Annotated in this window: 26 protein-coding genes; 14 read left to right on the top strand and 12 right to left on the bottom strand. The window is 59.8% G+C overall.

All coding sequences use genetic code 11. The features are described 5' to 3' along the window. Together NVB75_RS15070 and NVB75_RS15065 are read left to right on the top strand one after the other, a co-directional pair. A complete protein-coding gene (locus tag NVB75_RS15070) occupies positions 1 to 612 on the top strand; it encodes a superoxide dismutase (RefSeq protein ID WP_076014428.1) in 612 nt (203 codons plus the stop codon). A gap of 31 nt (positions 613 to 643) precedes the next feature. Next, positions 644 to 1537: a ZIP family metal transporter gene (locus NVB75_RS15065; RefSeq protein WP_258348007.1), complete on the top strand. Its 894-nt coding sequence runs from the start codon at positions 644 to 646 to the stop codon at positions 1535 to 1537. Between the two features lie 38 nt (positions 1538 to 1575). On the opposite strand, the gene NVB75_RS15060 is transcribed toward NVB75_RS15065, so the two are convergent. The 10 genes from NVB75_RS15060 to NVB75_RS15015 all read right to left on the bottom strand — a co-directional run bounded on the left by NVB75_RS15060 (position 1576) and on the right by NVB75_RS15015 (position 8625). After that, positions 1576 to 1848, bottom strand: a complete 273-nt coding sequence (locus NVB75_RS15060; RefSeq protein ID WP_258348005.1) for an HPr family phosphocarrier protein — start codon at positions 1846 to 1848, stop codon at positions 1576 to 1578. A gap of 16 nt (positions 1849 to 1864) precedes the next feature. Then, positions 1865 to 2722, bottom strand: coding sequence for an RNase adapter RapZ (gene rapZ / locus NVB75_RS15055; RefSeq protein ID WP_258348003.1), 858 nt, complete (start codon positions 2720 to 2722; stop codon positions 1865 to 1867). Positions 2723 to 2724: 2 nt separating this feature from the next. After that, positions 2725 to 3189, bottom strand: a complete 465-nt coding sequence (gene ptsN / locus NVB75_RS15050; protein WP_258348001.1) for a PTS IIA-like nitrogen regulatory protein PtsN — start codon at positions 3187 to 3189, stop codon at positions 2725 to 2727. A 12-nt stretch (positions 3190 to 3201) separates the two neighbouring features. Beyond that, positions 3202 to 3507: a ribosome hibernation-promoting factor, HPF/YfiA family gene (gene hpf / locus NVB75_RS15045; protein ID WP_258348000.1), complete on the bottom strand. Its 306-nt coding sequence runs from the start codon at positions 3505 to 3507 to the stop codon at positions 3202 to 3204. 75 nt (positions 3508 to 3582) lie between these two features. Then, positions 3583 to 5076, bottom strand: coding sequence for an RNA polymerase factor sigma-54 (locus NVB75_RS15040; RefSeq protein WP_026078000.1), 1494 nt, complete (start codon positions 5074 to 5076; stop codon positions 3583 to 3585). A gap of 184 nt (positions 5077 to 5260) precedes the next feature. Then, positions 5261 to 5986, bottom strand: coding sequence for an LPS export ABC transporter ATP-binding protein (gene lptB / locus NVB75_RS15035; protein WP_003216119.1), 726 nt, complete (start codon positions 5984 to 5986; stop codon positions 5261 to 5263). Then, a complete protein-coding gene (gene lptA / locus NVB75_RS15030; protein WP_023659193.1) occupies positions 5986 to 6558 on the bottom strand; it encodes a lipopolysaccharide transport periplasmic protein LptA in 573 nt (190 codons plus the stop codon). Before lptA ends, lptB begins: the two co-directional genes overlap by 1 nt. Beyond that, on the bottom strand, positions 6545 to 7117 hold the full coding sequence (gene lptC, locus NVB75_RS15025; RefSeq protein WP_258347984.1) for an LPS export ABC transporter periplasmic protein LptC: 573 nt from the start codon (positions 7115 to 7117) through the stop codon (positions 6545 to 6547). Before lptC ends, lptA begins: the two co-directional genes overlap by 14 nt. 8 nt (positions 7118 to 7125) lie before the next feature. Continuing rightward, positions 7126 to 7650 carry an HAD family hydrolase gene (locus NVB75_RS15020; RefSeq protein ID WP_087692862.1) on the bottom strand — a complete coding sequence of 175 codons (525 nt, stop codon included), beginning with the start codon at positions 7648 to 7650 and terminating at the stop codon, positions 7126 to 7128. Next, complete coding sequence (locus NVB75_RS15015) at positions 7651 to 8625, bottom strand: KpsF/GutQ family sugar-phosphate isomerase (protein WP_076014424.1); 975 nt, start codon at positions 8623 to 8625, stop codon at positions 7651 to 7653. Between the two features lie 46 nt (positions 8626 to 8671). Between NVB75_RS15015 and NVB75_RS15010 the strand changes: the two genes are divergently transcribed. From NVB75_RS15010 to hisC, 11 genes are all read left to right on the top strand, one after another. Then, entirely contained in the window at positions 8672 to 8893 is a 222-nt protein-coding gene (locus tag NVB75_RS15010; RefSeq protein WP_258347981.1) for a hypothetical protein, read from the top strand. A gap of 24 nt (positions 8894 to 8917) precedes the next feature. After that, positions 8918 to 9727, top strand: a complete 810-nt coding sequence (locus tag NVB75_RS15005) for an ATP-binding cassette domain-containing protein (RefSeq protein ID WP_003216128.1) — start codon at positions 8918 to 8920, stop codon at positions 9725 to 9727. Then, entirely contained in the window at positions 9727 to 10524 is a 798-nt protein-coding gene (gene mlaE / locus NVB75_RS15000) for a lipid asymmetry maintenance ABC transporter permease subunit MlaE (protein WP_003216131.1), read from the top strand. The genes NVB75_RS15005 and mlaE overlap by 1 nt, the downstream gene beginning before the upstream one ends. Further along, entirely contained in the window at positions 10524 to 10991 is a 468-nt protein-coding gene (gene mlaD / locus NVB75_RS14995; protein WP_010170575.1) for an outer membrane lipid asymmetry maintenance protein MlaD, read from the top strand. Before mlaE ends, mlaD begins: the two co-directional genes overlap by 1 nt. An 11-nt stretch (positions 10992 to 11002) precedes the next feature. Then, positions 11003 to 11656: a phospholipid-binding protein MlaC gene (locus tag NVB75_RS14990; RefSeq protein ID WP_017477723.1), complete on the top strand. Its 654-nt coding sequence runs from the start codon at positions 11003 to 11005 to the stop codon at positions 11654 to 11656. After that, entirely contained in the window at positions 11653 to 11958 is a 306-nt protein-coding gene (locus NVB75_RS14985; protein WP_010170571.1) for a lipid asymmetry maintenance protein MlaB, read from the top strand. The genes NVB75_RS14990 and NVB75_RS14985 overlap by 4 nt, the downstream gene beginning before the upstream one ends. Before the next feature lie 114 nt (positions 11959 to 12072). Further along, positions 12073 to 12312: a BolA family protein gene (locus NVB75_RS14980; RefSeq protein WP_010170570.1), complete on the top strand. Its 240-nt coding sequence runs from the start codon at positions 12073 to 12075 to the stop codon at positions 12310 to 12312. 23 nt (positions 12313 to 12335) lie between these two features. After that, positions 12336 to 13601 (top strand): UDP-N-acetylglucosamine 1-carboxyvinyltransferase, encoded by a 1266-nt coding sequence (gene murA / locus NVB75_RS14975; protein ID WP_010170568.1) that lies wholly within the window; start codon positions 12336 to 12338, stop codon positions 13599 to 13601. Between the two features lie 247 nt (positions 13602 to 13848). Beyond that, positions 13849 to 14484 (top strand): ATP phosphoribosyltransferase, encoded by a 636-nt coding sequence (gene hisG / locus NVB75_RS14970; protein ID WP_003188599.1) that lies wholly within the window; start codon positions 13849 to 13851, stop codon positions 14482 to 14484. A gap of 127 nt (positions 14485 to 14611) precedes the next feature. Then, positions 14612 to 15937: a histidinol dehydrogenase gene (gene hisD, locus NVB75_RS14965; RefSeq protein ID WP_017477720.1), complete on the top strand. Its 1326-nt coding sequence runs from the start codon at positions 14612 to 14614 to the stop codon at positions 15935 to 15937. A gap of 3 nt (positions 15938 to 15940) precedes the next feature. After that, complete coding sequence (gene hisC, locus NVB75_RS14960) at positions 15941 to 16993, top strand: histidinol-phosphate transaminase (protein WP_258347955.1); 1053 nt, start codon at positions 15941 to 15943, stop codon at positions 16991 to 16993. A gap of 128 nt (positions 16994 to 17121) precedes the next feature. On the opposite strand, the gene NVB75_RS14955 is transcribed toward hisC, so the two are convergent. Both NVB75_RS14955 and upp read right to left on the bottom strand, forming a co-directional pair. Further along, a complete protein-coding gene (locus NVB75_RS14955) occupies positions 17122 to 18396 on the bottom strand; it encodes a uracil-xanthine permease family protein (RefSeq protein ID WP_003216147.1) in 1275 nt (424 codons plus the stop codon). Positions 18397 to 18398: 2 nt separating this feature from the next. Then, positions 18399 to 19037 (bottom strand): uracil phosphoribosyltransferase, encoded by a 639-nt coding sequence (gene upp, locus NVB75_RS14950; RefSeq protein ID WP_003216149.1) that lies wholly within the window; start codon positions 19035 to 19037, stop codon positions 18399 to 18401. Between the two features lie 165 nt (positions 19038 to 19202). On the opposite strand from upp, the gene NVB75_RS14945 reads away from it, so the two are divergent. Continuing rightward, positions 19203 to 19760, top strand: coding sequence for a hypoxanthine-guanine phosphoribosyltransferase (locus NVB75_RS14945; protein ID WP_003216150.1), 558 nt, complete (start codon positions 19203 to 19205; stop codon positions 19758 to 19760). Positions 19761 to 19805 lie beyond the last annotated feature (45 nt).

Here is a 19805-nt window from a genome sequence, read left to right as displayed (position 1 = left end):
ATGTCCTACACCTTGCCGGCCCTGCCTTACGCCTACGATGCCCTTGAACCGCATATTGATGCGCAAACCATGGAGATCCACTACACCAAGCACCACCAGACCTACATCAACAACCTCAACGCGGCCGTTGAAGGCACCGAGTTTGCCGGTTGGCCGGTGGAGAAGCTGGTGTCCAGCGTCCAGCAACTGCCGGAAAAGCTGCGGGCGGCGGTGATCAACCAGGGCGGCGGTCACGCTAACCACTCGTTGTTCTGGGCAGTGATGTCGCCCAAAGGCGGCGGCAAACCGGATGGTGCGCTGGGCAAAGCCATCGATGAACAGTTGGGCGGTTTCGATGCGTTCAAGGAGGCGTTCACCAAAGCTGCCTTGACCCGTTTTGGCAGTGGCTGGGCGTGGTTGAGCGTGACCCCGCAAAAGACCCTGGTGGTGGAAAGCAGCGGCAACCAGGACAGCCCGCTCATGAACGGCAACACGCCAATCCTCGGCCTGGACGTCTGGGAACACGCTTACTACCTGCTGTACCAGAACCGTCGTCCGGAATACATCAATGCGTTCTACAGCGTCATCAACTGGCCGGAAGTTGCCGGACGCTACCAGGCGGCGCTGGGCTGAAACTCCTCCATAACAAGATCTAAGGCCGACTATGGGCACTGAAACACTGGCGATCAGCAGCGTGCGGATGTTTCGTTATGCGTTTGGCTCGCTGCTGCTATTGGCAGGAACTGCATTGCTGGTGGCCCAAGGGCTGGCCTGGCTTGACCTGGAACCCCGCATCCTGCGGGCCTTGCAAGGTGGTGCGATTTGCGCGCTTGGCACCGCCTTGGGCGCCGTGCCGGTACTGGTGATCCGCCGGATGCCGTTGGCGGTGAGCGACACGCTGCTTGGCTTCGGCGCCGGGGTGATGCTGGCAGCGACGGCGTTTTCGCTCATCGTGCCGGGTATCGCGGCGGCTGAAAGCCTCGGCCTGACGCCTTGGGCCGCCAGCGGCTTGATCAGCTTCGGCATCATGCTGGGCGCATTCGGGCTGTATCTGGTGGATCGCAAGGTCTCCGGCGCCAGCCCGGAAATGCTGGTGGGGAGCCCGGAACATCCGGTGATACCCCCGCGCATCTGGCTCTTTGTGTTCGCCATCATTGCTCACAACATTCCCGAAGGCATGGCGGTGGGGGTCTCGGCGGGCGGCGGCATGCCTGATGCTGACAGCCTGGCCATGGGCATTGCCTTGCAGGATGTGCCGGAAGGTCTGGTGATTGCGTTGGTATTGGCCGGGGCAGGGATGTCGCGGGTCAAGGCGTTCCTGATCGGTGCGGCGTCAGGCCTGGTGGAACCGGTGTTTGCGGTGCTGTGTGCCTGGCTGGTAAGCCTGGCGGAGGTGCTGTTGCCGTTGGGGCTGGCACTGGCGGCCGGGGCAATGCTGTTGGTGGTGACTCACGAAGTCATTCCCGAGTCGCGGCGCAATGGCCATGACAAGCTTGCCAGCCTGGGGTTGTGCATCGGGTTTTGCTTGATGATGGTGATGGATACGGCGTTGGGGTGAAGCCGAATCCGGCTTCACTCGGTCACAGGAAGGCGGGTTTACTCGCCTTCGTCGAAGTAGTTATTGATCAACTTCACCAGCGCATCCATCGCTTCCTGCTCTTGTTCGCCCTCTGTCTTCAAATGAATCTTCGTGCCCTTGCCCGCAGCGAGCATCATCATGGCCATGATGCTTTTGCCGTCGACCATGGTTTCGGGAGTGCGCCCGGCGCGAATCTGGCAAGGGAACTGCCCGGCGACGCCGACGAACTTGGCCGAGGCCCGGGCGTGCAGGCCCAGCTTGTTGATGATTTCAATTTCCAGAGCGGGCATCGCGGAGGTGTTCCTTTCAGCTGAGGTCGCGGTGGCGAACCTGGACGTTCTTGAGGGTTTGTTGCAGCACCTGGCCCAGGCGTTCGGTCAGGTAGACGGAACGGTGGTGGCCGCCGGTGCAGCCAATGGCGATGGTGACATAAGCCCGATTGCTGGCCGCAAAACGCGGCAGCCACTTGAGCAGGTAGCTGGAGATGTCCTGGAACATTTCCTCAACATCCGGCTGCGCCGCCAGGTAATCGGCCACAGGTTTGTCCAGCCCCGACTGATCGCGCAGTTCCGGCTTCCAGTACGGGTTGGGCAGGCAGCGCACATCAAACACCAGGTCGGCATCCACCGGCATGCCGCGCTTGAAGCCAAACGACTCCACCAGAAAAGCGGTACCCGGCTCCGGCTGATTCAGCAGGCGCAGCTTGATCGCATCCCGCAGTTGATACAGGTTCAGGTTGGTGGTGTTGATCTTGAGGTCGGCCAGGTCAATGATCGGCCCCAGCAGTTTGGTCTCGTCCTCGATGGCTTCGGCCAGGGAACGATGCGGGCTGCTCAGCGGGTGGCGGCGACGGGTTTCGGAGAAGCGCTTGAGCAGCGTCTCTTCATCGGCGTCCAGGTACAGCACATCGCAATGGATGTGCTTGGCCCGTACTTCTTCGAGCAGTTCCGGGAAACGAGTGAGGTGGCTGGGCAGGTTGCGGGCGTCGATCGAAACGGCGACCAGCGGTTGAGCCAGCTCGGTATGAATCAGTGCGCGTTCCGCCAGTTCAGGCAGCAGGCCAGCGGGCAGGTTATCGATGCAATAGAAGCCGTTGTCCTCAAGAACATTGAGGGCCGTGCTTTTACCTGAGCCGGAACGGCCGCTGACGATGATCAAACGCATGATTACTGCCCGTTTTGTTCATCCAGGACGACCTGGTAGAGCGCCTCATTGCTGGGGGCGCTGCGCAGTTTGTCGCGAACTTCTTTGCGGTCGAGCATGCTGGCGATCTGCCGAAGCAGTTCCAGGTGCGCATCGGTGGCGGCTTGGGGGACCAGCAGTACAAACAGCAGGTCAACCGGGGCGCCGTCGATGGCGTCGAAATCGATAGGGGCGTCCAGGTGCAGCAGGGCGCTGACTGGAGACTCACAGCCTTGCAGGCGGCAGTGAGGAATGGCGATGCCGTTGCCAAAGCCGGTTGAGCCGAGCTTTTCACGGGCGATCAGAGCCTCGTACACATCTTGCGTATCCATTTCGGGCACTTCGCGGCCGATCAGGTTGGCAATTTGTTCGAGGGCGCGCTTTTTACTGCCGCCCGGCACGTTCACGAGGGAACGGCCGGGGGTCAGGATGGTTTCAAGTCGGATCATGGGTGGGGAGTGTTAGCGGCCAGTGCCTTGAAGAAGGCTCTGCTGCTTTTCCTTATGCTTTTTAAGTTGGCGGTCAAGCTTGTCTGTGAGCAAGTCGATTGATGCATACATGTCTTCATGTTCGGCATTGGCGACCACTTCGCCACCAGGTATCTGAAGTGTCGCTTCGATTTTCTGCTGAAGCTTGTCGACCTTCATGATGACCTGCACGTTGGTGATCTTGTCGAAATGGCCCTCAAGCTTCTTCAGCTTCAGCTCGACGTATTCGCGCAATGGAGTGGTGACTTCTACATGGTGTCCACTGATGTTGACTTGCATACAGCTTCTCCTTCGTTGCCAGTGCATAAAGCGGCGGGTAGGAATACCCGCCACTGGAACGCTATGGCCCGCCCGTTACATCAAACGCTTACGCTCGCTGGAAGGCGCGATCCCAAGGGACTCGCGGTACTTGGCGACGGTTCGACGGGCGACCTGAATGCCTTGTGCCTCCAGTAAACCAGCGATCTTGCTGTCACTCAACGGCTTTTTCTGATTTTCCGCGGCAACCAGTTTTTTGATGATCGCGCGGATCGCCGTGGACGAGCATTCGCCGCCTTCGGAGGTGCTGACGTGGCTGGAGAAAAAGTATTTCAGCTCATAAATACCCCGTGGGGTATGCATGAATTTTTGCGTGGTCACCCGAGAAATCGTTGATTCGTGCATGCCCACCGCCTCGGCGATGTCGTGCAGTACCAGCGGCTTCATTGCTTCATCGCCGTATTCCAGGAAGCCGCGCTGGTGCTCGACGATCTGGGTGGCGACTTTCATCAGGGTTTCGTTGCGGCTTTGCAGGCTCTTGATGAACCAGCGGGCTTCCTGCAGTTGGTTACGCATGAAGGTGTTATCGGCGCTGGTGTCGGCGCGGCGCACAAAACCTGCGTATTGCGGATTGACCCGCAGGCGTGGCACCGATTCCTGGTTCAGCTCCACCAGCCACCGCTCATTGTCCTTGCGCACGATGACGTCGGGCACGACGTATTCGGCTTCGCTGGACTCGATCTGCGAGCCCGGGCGTGGGTTGAGGCTCTGCACCAGCTCGATGATCTGGCGCAGGTCATCTTCCTTGAGCTTCATGCGGCGCATCAGCTGGCTGTAGTCGCGGCTGCCCAGCAAATCGATGTAGTCGGTAACCAGGCGCTGCGCTTCGGCCAGCCAGGGGGTTTTGGCCGGCAATTGGCGCAGTTGCAGCAACAGGCACTCGCTGAGGGTGCGGGCGCCGATGCCGGCGGGCTCGAATTGCTGGATGCGGTGCAGGACGGCTTCGATTTCGTCCAGTTCGATGTCCAGTTCCGGATCGAAGGCCTCAAGGATCTCCTCAAGGGTCTCGTCCAGGTAGCCCTGGTTGTTGATGCAATCGATCAGGGTCACGGCGATCAGGCGATCGGTGTCGGACATCGGGGCCAGGTTCAGTTGCCAGAGCAAATGGCTCTGCAGGCTCTCGCCGGCGGACGTGCGGGTGGTGAAGTCCCACTCGTCATCATCATTGCTCGGCAGGCTGCTGGCGCTGGTCTGGTAGACGTCTTCCCAGGCCGTGTCCACGGGAAGCTCGTTGGGAATGCGTTCGTTCCATTCGCCTTCCTCAAGGTTATCCACCGTGGGGGCGGTTTCCTGGTAGGAGGGTTCCTGTACGTCGGGGTTGGGCTTTTGCTCGATGTTGTCGGCCAGCGGGTCTGCATTATCGAAGTCGTCGCCTTCTTCCTGGCGTTCGAGCATCGGATTGGACTCCAGGGCCTCCTGGATTTCCTGTTGCAGGTCCAGGGTCGACAATTGGAGCAGGCGGATGGCCTGTTGCAGCTGCGGTGTCATCGTCAGCTGCTGGCCCATTCTCAGGACTAGCGATGGTTTCATGGCAGGGGCTTAACACCTTATTCGCCGGCGCAATGCGCCATCCACGACAGGGCGCGTGAGCGCCAAACATAAGCAAATTATATGCCTGATATCGGGGGCTTTGCCTAGAGCGCGGTAACAATAAAAATACTGAGGTTTTTATTGACTACCGCGCTCCATGGCGAATGGCCTGATACCACCGTGTTTACAGGCGGAACTCGTGACCCAGATACACTTCCTTGACCAGTTCGTTGGCCAGGATAGTGGCGGAGTCACCTTCGGCAATCAGCTGTCCATCGTTCACGATATAGGCGGTTTCGCAGATATCGAGGGTCTCGCGGACGTTGTGGTCGGTGATCAATACACCGATGCCCTTGGCCTTGAGGTGATGGATGATCTGCTTGATGTCACCGACCGAGATCGGGTCGACACCGGCGAAGGGTTCGTCCAGCAGGATGAACTTCGGCGCAGTGGCCAGGGCGCGGGCGATTTCCACACGACGACGCTCGCCGCCGGAAAGGCTCATGCCGAGGTTGTCGCGAATGTGGTTGATGTGGAATTCCTGCAGCAGGCTTTCCAGCTCTTTCTTGCGCCCGGCACGGTCGAGTTCCTTGCGGGTCTCGAGGATGGCCATGATGTTGTCGGACACCGACAGCTTGCGAAAGATCGATGCTTCCTGGGGAAGATAGCCGATACCTGCCTGCGCACGACCGTGCATAGGCTGGTGGCTCACGTCCAGGTCGTCGATCAGGACGCGGCCTTGATCGGCCTGCACCAGACCGACGATCATGTAGAAGCAGGTGGTCTTGCCGGCACCGTTGGGGCCGAGCAAGCCGACGATCTGCCCGCTGTCGATCGACAGGCTGACGTCGCGCACGACCTGACGGCTTTTATAGGCCTTGGCCAGATGCTGGGCTTTCAGGGTTGCCATTAATTCGCCTTCTTCGCGTCAGGTTTCGGCGCCGGCTGGGCTGCGCCCGGTTTCTGCTTCGGCTGGATAACCATGTCGATACGCGGCTTCGGCGTGCTGATTTTCGAACCGGTGGCACGACCGGCCTGGGCAATCTGCTTCACCGTGTCATAGACGATTTTTTCGCCGTCGGTGGTGTTGCCGTCATTGATCACGCGGGCCTGGTCGATCAGCACGATACGGTTTTGCTGGGCGTGGTACTGGATCGTCTTGCCGTAGCCTTTGACCGGTGTAGGGTCGCCGACTTTCTGCAGCTGTTCGAAATACGCCAGGTTGCCCACCGAAGTGACCACGTCGATATCACCTGCCGGGGTGCGAGTCAGGGTCACGGTGTTACCCGTCACCTTCATCGAGCCCTGAGTGATGATCACGCTACCGGTGTAGGTCGCGATACCTTGCTTGTCATCCAGCTGCGCATCGTCAGCCTGAATGTGGATCGGTTGCTGGCTATCGTTCGGCAGAGCCCAGGCGCTCACGCTTCCCAGTGCTGCGCCCAGGCCGAGCAAAATAGGGAGGGTTTTAACGAGCCTCATACTGTCCTCTTACGTTCGATAGCAGGTGTATCCTGCTTTCTTTCAAATACGCTTTCATTCCCTTGCCAGTCGATACACCGCCAGCGCCGTCAATTCTAACGTCTTGCTCGGTCTGCGCATATTGCTTCTGTGGGAATACGGTCATGCGACTGCTGGTAATAATGGTCTCGCGGTCCTTGGCGTCGGTACGGGCTACGCGAACCGAGTCAATCAATTCCACTTGGGTGCCGTCCGGGTTGACTTCGCCGCGCTCGCTGGTGACGTGCCACGGAAATTCGGCACCGCGATACAGGTTCATGTCCGGCTTGGACAATAAGGTGACCTCGGATGCCTTCAAGTGTTCGACCTTGTCGGAGGTCATTTCATACTGAACCTTGCCATCCGGCAGGTACTGAATGCTGTGGGCATTGATGGCGTAATAGTCGATAGCGCTCTCGTCAACCTGGGCAACCGGCTTGTCGAGGAAGCGCTCCGGGCTGATATTCCAGTAGCCGACCGCGAGAAAAACCGCGGCGATGACTGCAAGTATCAGGAAATTGCGAATCTTTTTACTCAGCATAAAACGCTCTATAGGTAGGCGGCGTGGGCCGCTTCAAGGCTGCCTTGGGCGCGCAGAATCAACTCGCAGAACTCGCGGGCGGCGCCTTCGCCGCCACGGGCGGTGGTTACACCATGGGCGTGTTCGCGAACGAACGCCGCGGCATTGGCAACGGCCATGCCCAGGCCGACCCGGCGAATCACCGGCAGGTCGGGTAAATCGTCACCCAGGTAAGCAACCTGCTCATAGCTTAGGTTGAGTTGGCCAAGAAGCTCGTCCAGAACCACCAGTTTATCCTCGCGGCCCTGATACAGGTGAGGAATCCCCAGGTTTTGTGCGCGGCGTTCCACAACTGGCGTCTTGCGACCGCTGATGATGCCGGTTTGCACGCCGGCCGCCATCAGCATCTTGATGCCCTGGCCGTCGAGGGTGTTGAACGTCTTGAATTCGCTGCCGTCTTCCAGGAAGTACAGGCGGCCATCCGTCAGCACACCGTCGACGTCGAAAATCGCCAGCTTGATGTGCTTGCCCCGTTGCAACAGGTCGGTGGTCATTTACATCACTCCTGCACGCAGCAAATCGTGCATGTTCAGGGCGCCTACCGGGCGGTCGTCGCTATCGACCACCACCAGCGCCAGAATTTTATGGTCTTCCATGATCTTCAGCGCTTCGGCCGCGAGCATGTCAGGGCGTGCGGTCTTGCCGTGGGGCGTCATGACTTCGTCGATGGTGGCGGTCTGGATGTCGAGGTTGCGGTCCAGGGTGCGGCGCAGGTCACCGTCGGTGAAAACCCCGGCCAGGCGCCCGTCGGACTCCAGGATCACGGTCATGCCCAGGCGCTTGAGGGTCATTTCCATCAAGGCATCTTTAAGCAGGGTGCCGCGCGCGACTTGTGGCAGCTCGTCGCCGGCGTGCATCACGTTTTCCACTTTAAGCAGCAGTCGACGGCCCAGGGCGCCACCCGGGTGGGAAAATGCGAAGTCTTCGGCGGTAAACCCGCGGGCTTCCAGCAGGGCCACGGCCAGTGCGTCGCCCATCACCAGAGCAGCGGTGGTGGAGGAGGTCGGCGCAAGGTTCAGTGGGCAGGCCTCGTGGGCAACGTGCACGTTCAAATTCACTTCGGCGGCTTTGGCCAGCGTTGAATCCGGGTTGCCGGTCACGCTGATCAGCTGGATGCCCAGGCGCTTGATCAGCGGCAGCAGGGTCACGATTTCGTTGGTGGTGCCGGAGTTGGACAGTGCCAGGATGATGTCGTCCCGGGTGATCATGCCCATGTCGCCATGGCTGGCTTCGGCGGGATGTACGAAAAAAGCGGTGGTCCCGGTGCTCGCCAGGGTGGCGGCGATCTTGTTGCCAACATGCCCGGATTTGCCCATGCCGACCACGACAACGCGGCCTTTGCTGGCCAGAATCATCTCGCATGCGCGTACGAAATCCGCGTCGATATGGGCCAGCAAGCCTTCTACGGCTTCGAGCTCAAGGCGGATGGTGCGTTGTGCGGATTGGATAAGGTCGCTGGATTGGCTCATGTCTGAAATCGTATAGCCTGACGAAAAGTCGGCGATTATAGCGGTAATGATCAAATCCCTCACGCAAGTTCGTCAGGCTTTATTCATTACACCCGTGGTTGAGATTGAACCTCAGCAAGGTTTTTTTAGCTGTCCTGTTTCTGAACAAGCTCTGTTCCGGCCTTGGGGGCGCTGTACCAGCAGTGATATAGTTCGCCGCCAGTTCGGTCCGCGCAGCCTTTTTGTCTATTCGGCGCAAGCATTTGTCGAAAACAAGGTGTCTGAGTGAAAGGCTGCATCCCAAGGAGTTTAGATGAGTGCCGATAACGCCTACGCGGTCGAGCTGAAGGGTCTTTCCTTCAAGCGCGGTACGCGCAGCATCTTCAATAATGTGGATATTCGCATTCCCCGCGGCAAAGTCACGGGCATCATGGGGCCTTCCGGTTGCGGCAAGACGACGCTGTTGCGCCTGATGGGCATGCAATTGCGCCCGTCCGCCGGTGAAGTCTGGGTCAATGGCCAGAATCTGCCAACGCTCTCGCGCAGCGACCTGTTCGACGCGCGCAAGCACATGGGCGTGTTGTTCCAGAGCGGTGCGTTGTTTACCGATCTCGACGTTTTCGAGAACGTAGCCTTCCCGCTGCGGGTGCATACGCAGCTCTCCGATGAGATGATTCGTGACATCGTGTTGCTGAAATTGCAGGCCGTCGGGCTGCGCGGTGCCATCGATTTGATGCCCGACGAGCTGTCCGGTGGCATGAAGCGTCGTGTTGCCCTGGCGCGTGCCATTGCCCTCGACCCGCAAATTCTCATGTACGACGAGCCTTTCGTTGGTCAGGACCCGATCGCCATGGGTGTCCTGGTGCGCCTGATCCGCCTGCTCAACGACGCACTGGGTATCACCAGTATCGTGGTCTCCCACGACCTGGCCGAGACCGCGAGCATTGCCGACTACCTTTATGTCGTGGGCGATGGCCAGGTGTTGGGGCAGGGCACGCCTGAAGAGCTGATGAACGCTGATAACCCGCGCATTCGCCAATTCATGACCGGCGATCCCGATGGCCCGGTGCCTTTTCACTTTCCGGCAGCGGACTACCGCTCAGATCTTCTGGGGAAGCGCTGATGCGCAAGACATCCTTACTCGAAAAGGTTCGCCTTTTCGGACGCTCCGGCATCGATATCATCGGTGTGCTGGGCCGTTCGACGATTTTCCTGTTTCATGCGTTGCTCGGCCGCGGCGGTATTGGCGGCGGTTTTGGCCTGCTGATCAAGCAACTGCACTCCGTGGGTGTGATGTCCCTGGTGATCATTGTGGTCTCCGGGGTATTCATCGGCATGGTGCTGGCGCTGCAAGGCTTCAATATCCTTTCCAGCTACGGCTCCGAACAGGCGGTAGGGCAGATGGTTGCGCTGACGCTGTTGCGTGAGTTGGGCCCGGTGGTGACCGCGCTGCTGTTTGCCGGGCGCGCAGGTTCTGCGCTGACGGCCGAAATCGGCAACATGAAGGCTACCGAGCAGCTGTCCAGCCTGGAAATGATCGGCGTCGATCCACTCAAGTACATTGTTGCCCCGCGCCTGTGGGCCGGCTTCATCTCCCTGCCACTGCTGGCGATGGTATTCAGCGTGGTCGGGATCTGGGGCGGTTCATGGGTGGCGGTTGACTGGTTGGGCGTCTACGACGGTTCCTACTGGGGCAACATGCAAAACAGCGTGACCTTCAGCGGCGACGTGCTAAACGGCATCATTAAAAGCATCGTCTTCGCCTTTGTAGTGACCTGGATCGCCGTATTCCAAGGCTATGACTGTGAGCCCACCTCAGAAGGGATCAGTCGCGCCACCACCAAGACCGTTGTGTACGCCTCGCTGGCGGTACTGGGCCTTGACTTCATTTTGACCGCCTTGATGTTTGGAGATTTCTGATGCAAAACCGCACTGTGGAAATCGGTGTCGGCCTTTTCTTGCTGGCTGGCATCCTGGCTTTACTGTTGCTCGCCCTGCGAGTCAGCGGCCTATCGGCCAGCCCCACCGCCGATACTTATAAACTTTACGCCTACTTCGACAATATCGCCGGTTTGACTGTCAGAGCTAAAGTGACCATGGCGGGTGTAACCATCGGCAAGGTCACGGCGATCGATCTGGACCGCGACAGCTTCACCGGTCGAGTGACGATGCAAGTGGACAAGAAGGTGGATAACCTGCCGACTGACTCCACCGCGTCTATCCTCACCGCTGGCTTGCTGGGCGAGAAGTACATCGGCATCAGCGTGGGCGGGGAAACAGCTCTGCTCAAGGATGGTTCGACCATTCATGACACACAGTCGTCGTTGGTGCTGGAGGACTTGATCGGTAAATTCCTGCTCAATACCGTCAATAAAGACGCCAAATGAGGAATGTGTTGATGATCTCTACTTTGCGACGTGGCCTGTTGGTACTGCTCGCGGCACTGCCGTTGATGGCTAACGCCGCTGCCGGCGGCTCTGCACATGACCTGGTGCAGGACACCACCAACAAGATGTTGGCTGACCTGAGCGCCAACAAGGAAAAGTACAAGCAAGACCCGAGTCAGTTTTATAACGCGCTGAACACGATTGTCGGGCCTGTGGTGGATGCTGAAGGCATTTCCAAAAGCATCATGACCGTCAAGTACTCGCGCAAGGCGACCCCGGAGCAGATGACCCGCTTCCAGGAAAACTTCAAGCGCGGCCTGTTCCAGTTCTATGGCAACGCATTGCTCGAGTACAACAACCAGGGCATTACGGTTGATGCACCGAAGTCCGAAACCGGTGACCGTGCCGAAGTCGGCATGACCGTGAAGGGCACCAATGGCGCGGTATATCCGGTGTCCTACACCCTGACGAAGATCAATGGCGAGTGGAAACTGCGTAACGTCGTGATCAACGGTATCAACATTGGCAAGCTGTTCCGTGACCAGTTCGCGGACGCCATGCAGCGCAATGGCAACGACCTGGACAAAACCATCAATGGTTGGGCCGGTGAAGTGGCCAAGGCCAAGGAAGAAACCGACAAAGCTGCCGGGAAGCCTGCCCAATGACCGAGTCGGCCATTCGCCTTGGCGAGTCCGGTGAGTTGCTGCTCAGCGGCGTGCTGGATTACAGCACCGGGCCAGCCCTGCGCAAGCAGGGCCAAGCGCTGATCAATGCCAGCACTGCGTCCGCGCTGGTGCTGGATTGCTCGGCGGTGGTGAAGTCCAGCAGTGTCGGCTTGTCGCTGCTGCTGTGTTTCATGCGTGATGCACAGGCCGTCAAAAAGCCGGTGAGCATCCGTGCATTGCCCGAAGACATGCGTGAAATCGCTGAGGTTTCCGGTCTGACCGAGCTGTTGGCGCATCCTTAATACACATTATTAAAGAAGCCCCCCGTCAGAGTCCTGCTATGCGGGGTTCGCAGGCGCGGGGCTTTTTTGTATGATGTGCGACCCGCGCGCACTGGGCGCCCATAGAGGTTGATCATGCAGGCCCTAGAAGTTAAAAGCTTCCTTGAAGGAAAGCTGCCCCAAACTAATGTTGAAGTTGAGGGCGAAGGCTGCAACTTCCAGCTGAACGTGATTAGCGATGAACTGGCGGCATTGAGCCCGGTCAAGCGTCAACAGCAGATCTATGCCCATTTGAACCCGTGGATCACCGATGGCAGCATCCATGCGGTCACTATGAAATTTTTCAGCCGCGCGGCCTGGGCCGAGCGCACCTGAGCCCCCAAGGCGTCGAGATTCTTATGGATAAATTGATTATTACCGGCGGTGCTCGTCTTGATGGCGAGATCCGTATTTCCGGGGCGAAGAACTCCGCCCTGCCGATCCTGGCAGCGACCTTGCTGTGCGATGGCCCGGTTACCGTGGCCAACCTGCCGCACCTGCACGACATCACCACCATGATCGAGCTGTTCGGTCGCATGGGCATCGAGCCGGTGATCGACGAGAAACTCAGCGTCGAAATCGACCCGCGCACCATCAAGACCCTGATCGCACCGTACGAGCTGGTGAAAACCATGCGCGCCTCGATCCTGGTACTGGGCCCGATGGTTGCCCGTTTCGGCGAAGCCGAAGTCGCACTGCCTGGCGGTTGCGCCATCGGTTCGCGTCCGGTGGACCTGCACATCCGTGGCCTCGAAGCCATGGGTGCAACCATTGACGTCGAAGGCGGCTACATCAAGGCCAAGGCGCCGGAAGGCGGCCTGCGTGGCGCGAACTTCTTCTTTGATACCGTCAGTGTGACCGGTACCGAGAACATCATGATGGCCGCAGCCCTGGCCAACGGCCGCAGCGTTCTGCAAAACGCCGCGCGCGAGCCGGAAGTGGTCGACCTGGCCAACTTCCTGATCGCCATGGGTGCCAACATTACCGGCGCCGGCACCGACACCATCACCATCGAAGGTGTGAAACGCCTGCATTCGGCCACCTACAAAGTGATGCCCGACCGCATCGAGACCGGTACCTACCTGGTGGCTGCTGCCGTGACCGGTGGCCGCGTCAAGGTCAAGGACACCGATCCGACCATCCTTGAAGCCGTCCTGGAAAAACTCAAGGAAGCCGGCGCCGAGATCACCACTGGCGAAGACTGGATCGAGCTGAACATGCACGGCAAGCGGCCAAAAGCCGTCAACGTGCGTACCGCTCCGTACCCGGCGTTCCCGACCGACATGCAGGCGCAGTTCATTTCCCTGAACGCGATTGCCGAAGGCACCGGCGCTGTGATCGAGACCATCTTCGAAAACCGCTTCATGCACGTTTACGAGCTGCACCGCATGGGCGCCAAGATCCAGGTCGAAGGCAACACAGCCATCGTGACCGGTATCGAGAAGCTTAAGGGCGCGCCAGTGATGGCTACCGACCTGCGTGCCTCGGCCAGCCTGGTGATCTCGGCGCTGTGCGCTGACGGCGACACCCTGATCGACCGCATTTACCACATAGACCGTGGTTACGAGTGCATCGAAGAGAAGCTGCAGATGCTCGGCGCGAAAATCCGCCGCGTACCGGGCTAGTTCCAGGAACTGCAAACACGGTCATTGTTGCGAGGGAGCTTGCTCCCGCTGGACTGCGCAGCAGTCACAGTCTTTTTAAACAAAGACCAGGGCCGCTTCGCGCCCCAGCGGGAGCAAGCTCCCTCGCCACAGGACGATGTATGCTGTTAACTGATTTGTTTCAAATCGAGGCTGTAATGGCCTCGATCTGTGTCTGGCGCCGATTGCGACCGGACAGCAATAGCCTGATGAAGGACTGACGTTTCCCATGTTGACCATCGCACTGTCCAAGGGCCGCATCCTTGACGACACTTTGCCGCTTCTGGCTGAAGCGGGCATCGTGCCAACCGAGAATCCGGACAAGAGCCGCAAGCTGATCATCCCCACGACCCAGGACGACGTTCGCCTGCTGATCGTGCGTGCCACCGACGTGCCAACCTACGTTGAGCATGGCGCGGCCGACCTCGGCGTCGCGGGCAAAGACGTGTTGATGGAATACGGCGGCCAGGGCCTGTACGAGCCATTGGACCTGCGTATTGCCCTGTGCAAGCTGATGACCGCCGGCCGTGTCGGTGACGTCGAGCCTAAAGGCCGCCTGCGGGTGGCGACCAAGTTCGTCAACGTTGCCAAGCGTTACTACGCCGAGCAAGGCCGCCAGGTCGACATCATCAAGCTTTACGGCTCGATGGAGCTGGCACCGCTGATCGGCCTGGCCGACAAGATCATCGACGTGGTTGACACCGGTAACACCCTGCGCGCCAACGGCCTGGAACCCCAGGACTTTATCGCCGACATCAGCTCCCGGCTGATCGTCAACAAAGCGTCGATGAAAATGCAGCACGCCCGTATCCAGGCGTTGATCGACACCCTGCGCAAGGCAGTGGAGTCTCGACACCGCGGTTGACTCACCCGCGCGGCCCTAAGCCGCGCCCGTCTATCCGCCTCATAGCCAGAATTCTCAGGTGCCCAAGCGGAAACGACTGCTAATTTAGGGCGCCTGAGTTTTTGCCAATTCTATTGAGGCCCTCGCTATGACCACGTCCACTGCAATTGCCCGACTCAACGCTGCCGACCCGGATTTCGCCCATCATCTGGATCATCTGCTGAGCTGGGAAAGCGTGTCCGACGATACGGTCAACCAGCGGGTGCTCGACATCATCAAGGCCGTGCGCGAGCGCGGTGACGCGGCGCTGGTGGATTTCACCCGGCAGTTCGATGGTCTGGACGTCGCCTCCATGGCCGACCTGATCCTGCCCCGCGAACGCCTGGAACTGGCCTTGACCCGCATCACCGCGCCCCAGCGCGAAGCCCTGGAAGTGGCGGCCGCGCGGGTGCGCAGCTACCACGAGAAACAGAAACAGGATTCCTGGAGCTACACCGAGGCCGACGGCACCGTACTGGGCCAGAAGGTCACGCCGCTGGACCGTGCCGGCCTGTACGTGCCGGGCGGCAAAGCGTCGTACCCGTCCTCGGTACTGATGAACGCGATTCCGGCCAAGGTGGCCGGCGTGACCGAAGTGGTCATGGTAGTGCCTACGCCGCGCGGCGAAATCAACGAACTGGTGCTGGCAGCGGCCTGCATCGCGGGCGTCGATCGCGTGTTCACCATCGGTGGTGCCCAAGCCGTGGCGGCCTTGGCTTATGGCACCGAAAGCGTGCCGAAGGTCGACAAGGTGGTTGGCCCGGGCAACATCTACGTGGCCACGGCCAAGCGCCATGTATTTGGCCAGGTCGGCATCGACATGATCGCCGGCCCTTCGGAAATCCTCGTGGTGTGTGACGGCCAGACCGACCCGGACTGGATCGCCATGGACCTGTTCTCTCAAGCCGAGCACGATGAAGACGCCCAGGCGATCCTGGTCAGCCCGGACGCCGAATTCCTGGACAAGGTCGCCGCCAGCATCGCCAAACTGCTGCCGACCATGGAGCGCGCCGAGATCATCGAGAAATCGATCAATGGCCGTGGCGCCCTGATCCAGGTGCGCGACATGGAACAAGCCATCGAAGTGGCCAACCGCATCGCACCGGAGCACCTGGAGTTGTCTGTCGCCGACCCACAAGCCTGGCTGCCGCTGATTCGTCACGCCGGCGCGATCTTCATGGGTCGCCACACCAGCGAAGCCCTGGGCGACTACTGCGCCGGCCCCAACCACGTGTTGCCGACCTCGGGCACCGCGCGTTTCTCCTCGCCGTTGGGTGTGTATGACTTCCAGAAGCGCTCGTCGATCATCTTCTGCTCGCCACAGGGCGCGTCGGAGTTGGGCAAGACCGCTTCCGTGCTGGCCCGTGGCGAGTCGCTGACCGCCCACGCCCGCAGCGCCGAATACCGCATCGTTGACGATAAGCAGGGGAACTGAAACATGAGCAAATTCTGGAGCCCGCTCGTCAAGGATCTAGTGCCTTACGTGCCCGGTGAGCAACCGAAGCTGACCAAGCTGGTGAAACTCAACACCAATGAAAACCCCTACGGCCCATCGCCCAAAGCGTTGGCAGCCATGCAGGCCGAGCTGAACGACAACCTGCGTTTGTACCCGGACCCCAACAGCGACCTGCTCAAGCAGGCGGTGGCGAAGTATTACGGGATCGACGCGGGCAAGGTGTTCCTCGGCAACGGTTCCGATGAAGTCCTGGCGCACATCTTCCACGGTTTGTTCCAGCACGACTTGCCGCTGCTGTTCCCGGACATCAGCTACAGCTTCTACCCGGTGTACTGCGGCCTGTACCGCATTGCCTTCGACGCCGTGCCGCTGGATGAGCGGTTCCAGATCCGCGTGTCGGACTACGCCAGGCCCAACGGCGGGATCATCTTCCCCAACCCGAACGCGCCGACCGGTTGCGTGATGGCGCTGGACGCCGTGGAGCAAATCCTCAAGGCCAGCCCGGACTCGGTGGTGGTAGTGGATGAAGCCTATATCGACTTCGGCGGCGAAACTGCTATCAGCCTGGTGGACCGTTACCCGAACCTGCTGGTGACCCAGACCCTTTCCAAGTCGCGCTCCCTGGCCGGTTTGCGAGTGGGCCTGGCCGTGGGCCACCCGGATCTGATCGAGGCGCTGGAGCGGGTCAAGAACAGCTTCAACTCCTACCCGCTGGATCGCCTGGCGATTGTCGGCGCGGCCGCCGCTTTTGAAGACCGTGAGCACTTCCAGAACACCTGCAAGTTGGTGATCGACAGCCGTGAAAAACTGGTGACGCAGTTGCAAACCAAGGGGTTTGAAGTGTTGCCGTCTGCGGCCAACTTCATCTTTGCCCGTCACCCACGGCACGACGCCGCCGGACTGGCAGCCAAAGTGCGGGAACAAGGGGTAATTGTGCGGCACTTCAAGCAGGAGCGGATTGCCCAGTTCCTGCGGATCAGCATTGGCACGCCGGAGCAGAACCAGGCGCTGATTGATGCGTTGGGCGAGCTCTAAGCCACACTGAAGCTAAAAAGATGTGGGAGCGGGCTTGCTCGCGAATGCGGTGGTTCAGTCACTGATGTGCTGAATGACAGACTGCATTCGCGAGCAAGCCCGCTCCCACATTGGTTTTGCGTTGGCAGTTAGATCAGCGGCTCATCCGGCTTCTTGTTCTTCCAGCCGTCATTGCCCGGCAGCAGCAGATTCAACGCAATCGCTACCACCGCACACAGGGCGATGCCCTTCAGGCCAAAGTCATCCGGGCCGGTGCCGGTACCTACCAGCACACCGCCAATCCCGAACACCAGGGTTACCGACACAATCACCAGGTTGCGTGCTTCGCCGAGGTCGATCTTGTGGCGGATCAGGGTGTTCATCCCCACTGCGGCAATCGAACCGAACAGCAGGCATAGAATCCCGCCCATTACCGGGACTGGAATGCTTTGCAGCAACGCGCCGAACTTGCCGATAAATGCCAGGCTGATGGCAAACACCGCCGCCCAGGTCATGATTTTCGGGTTGTAGTTCTTGGTCAGCATCACGGCGCCCGTCACTTCCGCGTAGGTCGTGTTGGGCGGGCCGCCGAACAGGCCGGCAGCGGTGGTGGCGATACCATCACCCAATAGCGTGCGGTGCAGGCCAGGCTTCTTCAGGTAGTCGCGACCGGTCACGCTGCCTACTGCAATCACACCACCGATGTGTTCGATGGCCGGGGCCAGGGCCACCGGGACGATAAACAGGATCGCCTGCCAGTTGAATTCCGGCGCGGTGAAGTGGGGCAGGGCGAACCACGGTGCGGCAGCGATCTTCGCCGTGTCGACTACACCGAAGTAGAACGACATGGCGAAACCCACAAGCACGCCGGAGATGATCGGCACCAGGCGGAAAATGCCTTTGCCGAATACCGCGACGATCAACGTGGTCAGCAGCGCCGGCATCGAGATCAGCATGGCGGTTTGGTAGTGGATCAACTCGCTACCGTCACCCGCCTTGCCCATCGCCATGTTGGCGGCAATCGGCGCCATGGCCAGGCCGATGGAGATAATCACCGGCCCGATCACCACCGGCGGCAGCAGCCGGTCGATGAAACCGGTGCCCTTGATCTTCACCGCCAGGCCCAGGAAGGTGTAAACGAAACCGGCCGCCATCACACCGCCCATGGTCGCCGCGAGGCCGAATTGGCCCTTGGCGAGAATGATCGGGGTGATAAACGCAAAGCTCGACGCCAGGAACACCGGCACTTGGCGCCCGGTGACCACTTGGAACAACAAGGTGCCCAAGCCTGCGGTAAACAGGGCGACGTTTGGATCGAGACCGGTGATCAGCGGCATCAACACCAGCGCGCCAAATGCTACGAAGAGCATCTGTGCGCCAGACAGAATCTGGCGCCAAAGCGGGTCGTTGAATTCATCCTGCATGGTCACGCGTCCTTCTGCTTGGTACCGAAGATCTTGTCGCCGGCATCGCCCAGGCCCGGGATGATGTAGCCGTGTTCGTTCAGGCGTTCATCGATGGATGCGGTGTAGATCAACACGTCCGGGTGGGCTTTCTCGACGGCGGCGATGCCTTCGGGAGCGGCTACCAGCACCATGGCGCGGATGTCCTTGCAGCCGGCTTTTTTCAGCAGGTCGATGGTGGCAACCATGGAGCTGCCGGTGGCGAGCATCGGGTCGATGATCATCGCCAGGCGCTCGTCGATTTCCGGTACCAGTTTTTCCAGGTAGGTGTGGGCCTGCAGTGTTTCTTCATTGCGGGCCACGCCCACGGCGCTGACCTTGGCGCCCGGGATCAGGCTGAGCACGCCTTCAAGCATGCCGATACCGGCGCGCAGGATCGGCACCACGGTAATCTTCTTGCCGGCGATTTTCTCGACCTGGACGGGACCACACCAACCGGCGATCTCGTAGTTTTCCAGGGGCAGGTCTTTGGTCGCCTCGTAGGTAAGCAGCGCTCCGACTTCCTGAGCAAGCTCACGGAAGTTCTTCGTGCTAATGTCGGCGCGGCGCATAAGGCCGAGTTTATGTCGGATCAGCGGGTGGCGGATCTCACGGATGGGCATGGGGAAAGGCTCCGGCGGCGGGCAAAAAAACCGGCCTAGATTAATCTATCCGAGGGTGTTGTCCTATAGACATCTAGTACGTTAGTCCATTAAGGCTTGAACGTTGCGCCTCACATGCGTACCTTTGCCCGCTTTTCTTGCCACAGCACCCCCTTGGAGAGCGCCATGTCCGCTGATCTCGAGCATATCCGTCAAATCATGCGCGAGGCTGACTGCCTGTACACCGAAGCGCAAGTCGAAGAGGCCATCGCCAAGGTCGGCGCGCACATCTCCCGCGAAATGGCCGACACCAACCCGGTGGTCTTTTGCGTGATGAACGGTGGCCTGATTTTCGCCGGTAAATTGCTCACCCATCTGCAATTCCCGCTGGAAGCGTCCTACCTGCACGCCACCCGCTATCGCAACGAAACCAGCGGCGGCGACCTGTTCTGGAAAGCCAAGCCGGAAGTCTCGTTCATCGACCGCGATGTGCTGATCATCGACGACATCCTCGACGAAGGGCACACCCTGGGCGCGATTATCGACTTCTGCAAACACGCCGGCGCGCGCAAGGTGCACACCGCCGTGCTGATCGACAAGGACCATGACCGCAAGGCCCGTCCGGACCTGAAAGCCGATTACGTGGGCCTGCCGTGCATCGACCGCTACATTTTCGGTTACGGTATGGACTACAAAGGCTACTGGCGTAATGCCAATGGGATCTACGCCGTCAAAGGGATGTAAGCGGGATTCAGGCGCAGGGTTGTCATGCTATCGTGCTTGGCCCCT

This window comes from Pseudomonas sp. CBS, assembly GCF_024734645.1.
Lineage (GTDB): Bacteria > Pseudomonadota > Gammaproteobacteria > Pseudomonadales > Pseudomonadaceae > Aquipseudomonas.
This window is presented reverse-complemented; position numbering and strand designations above follow the sequence as displayed.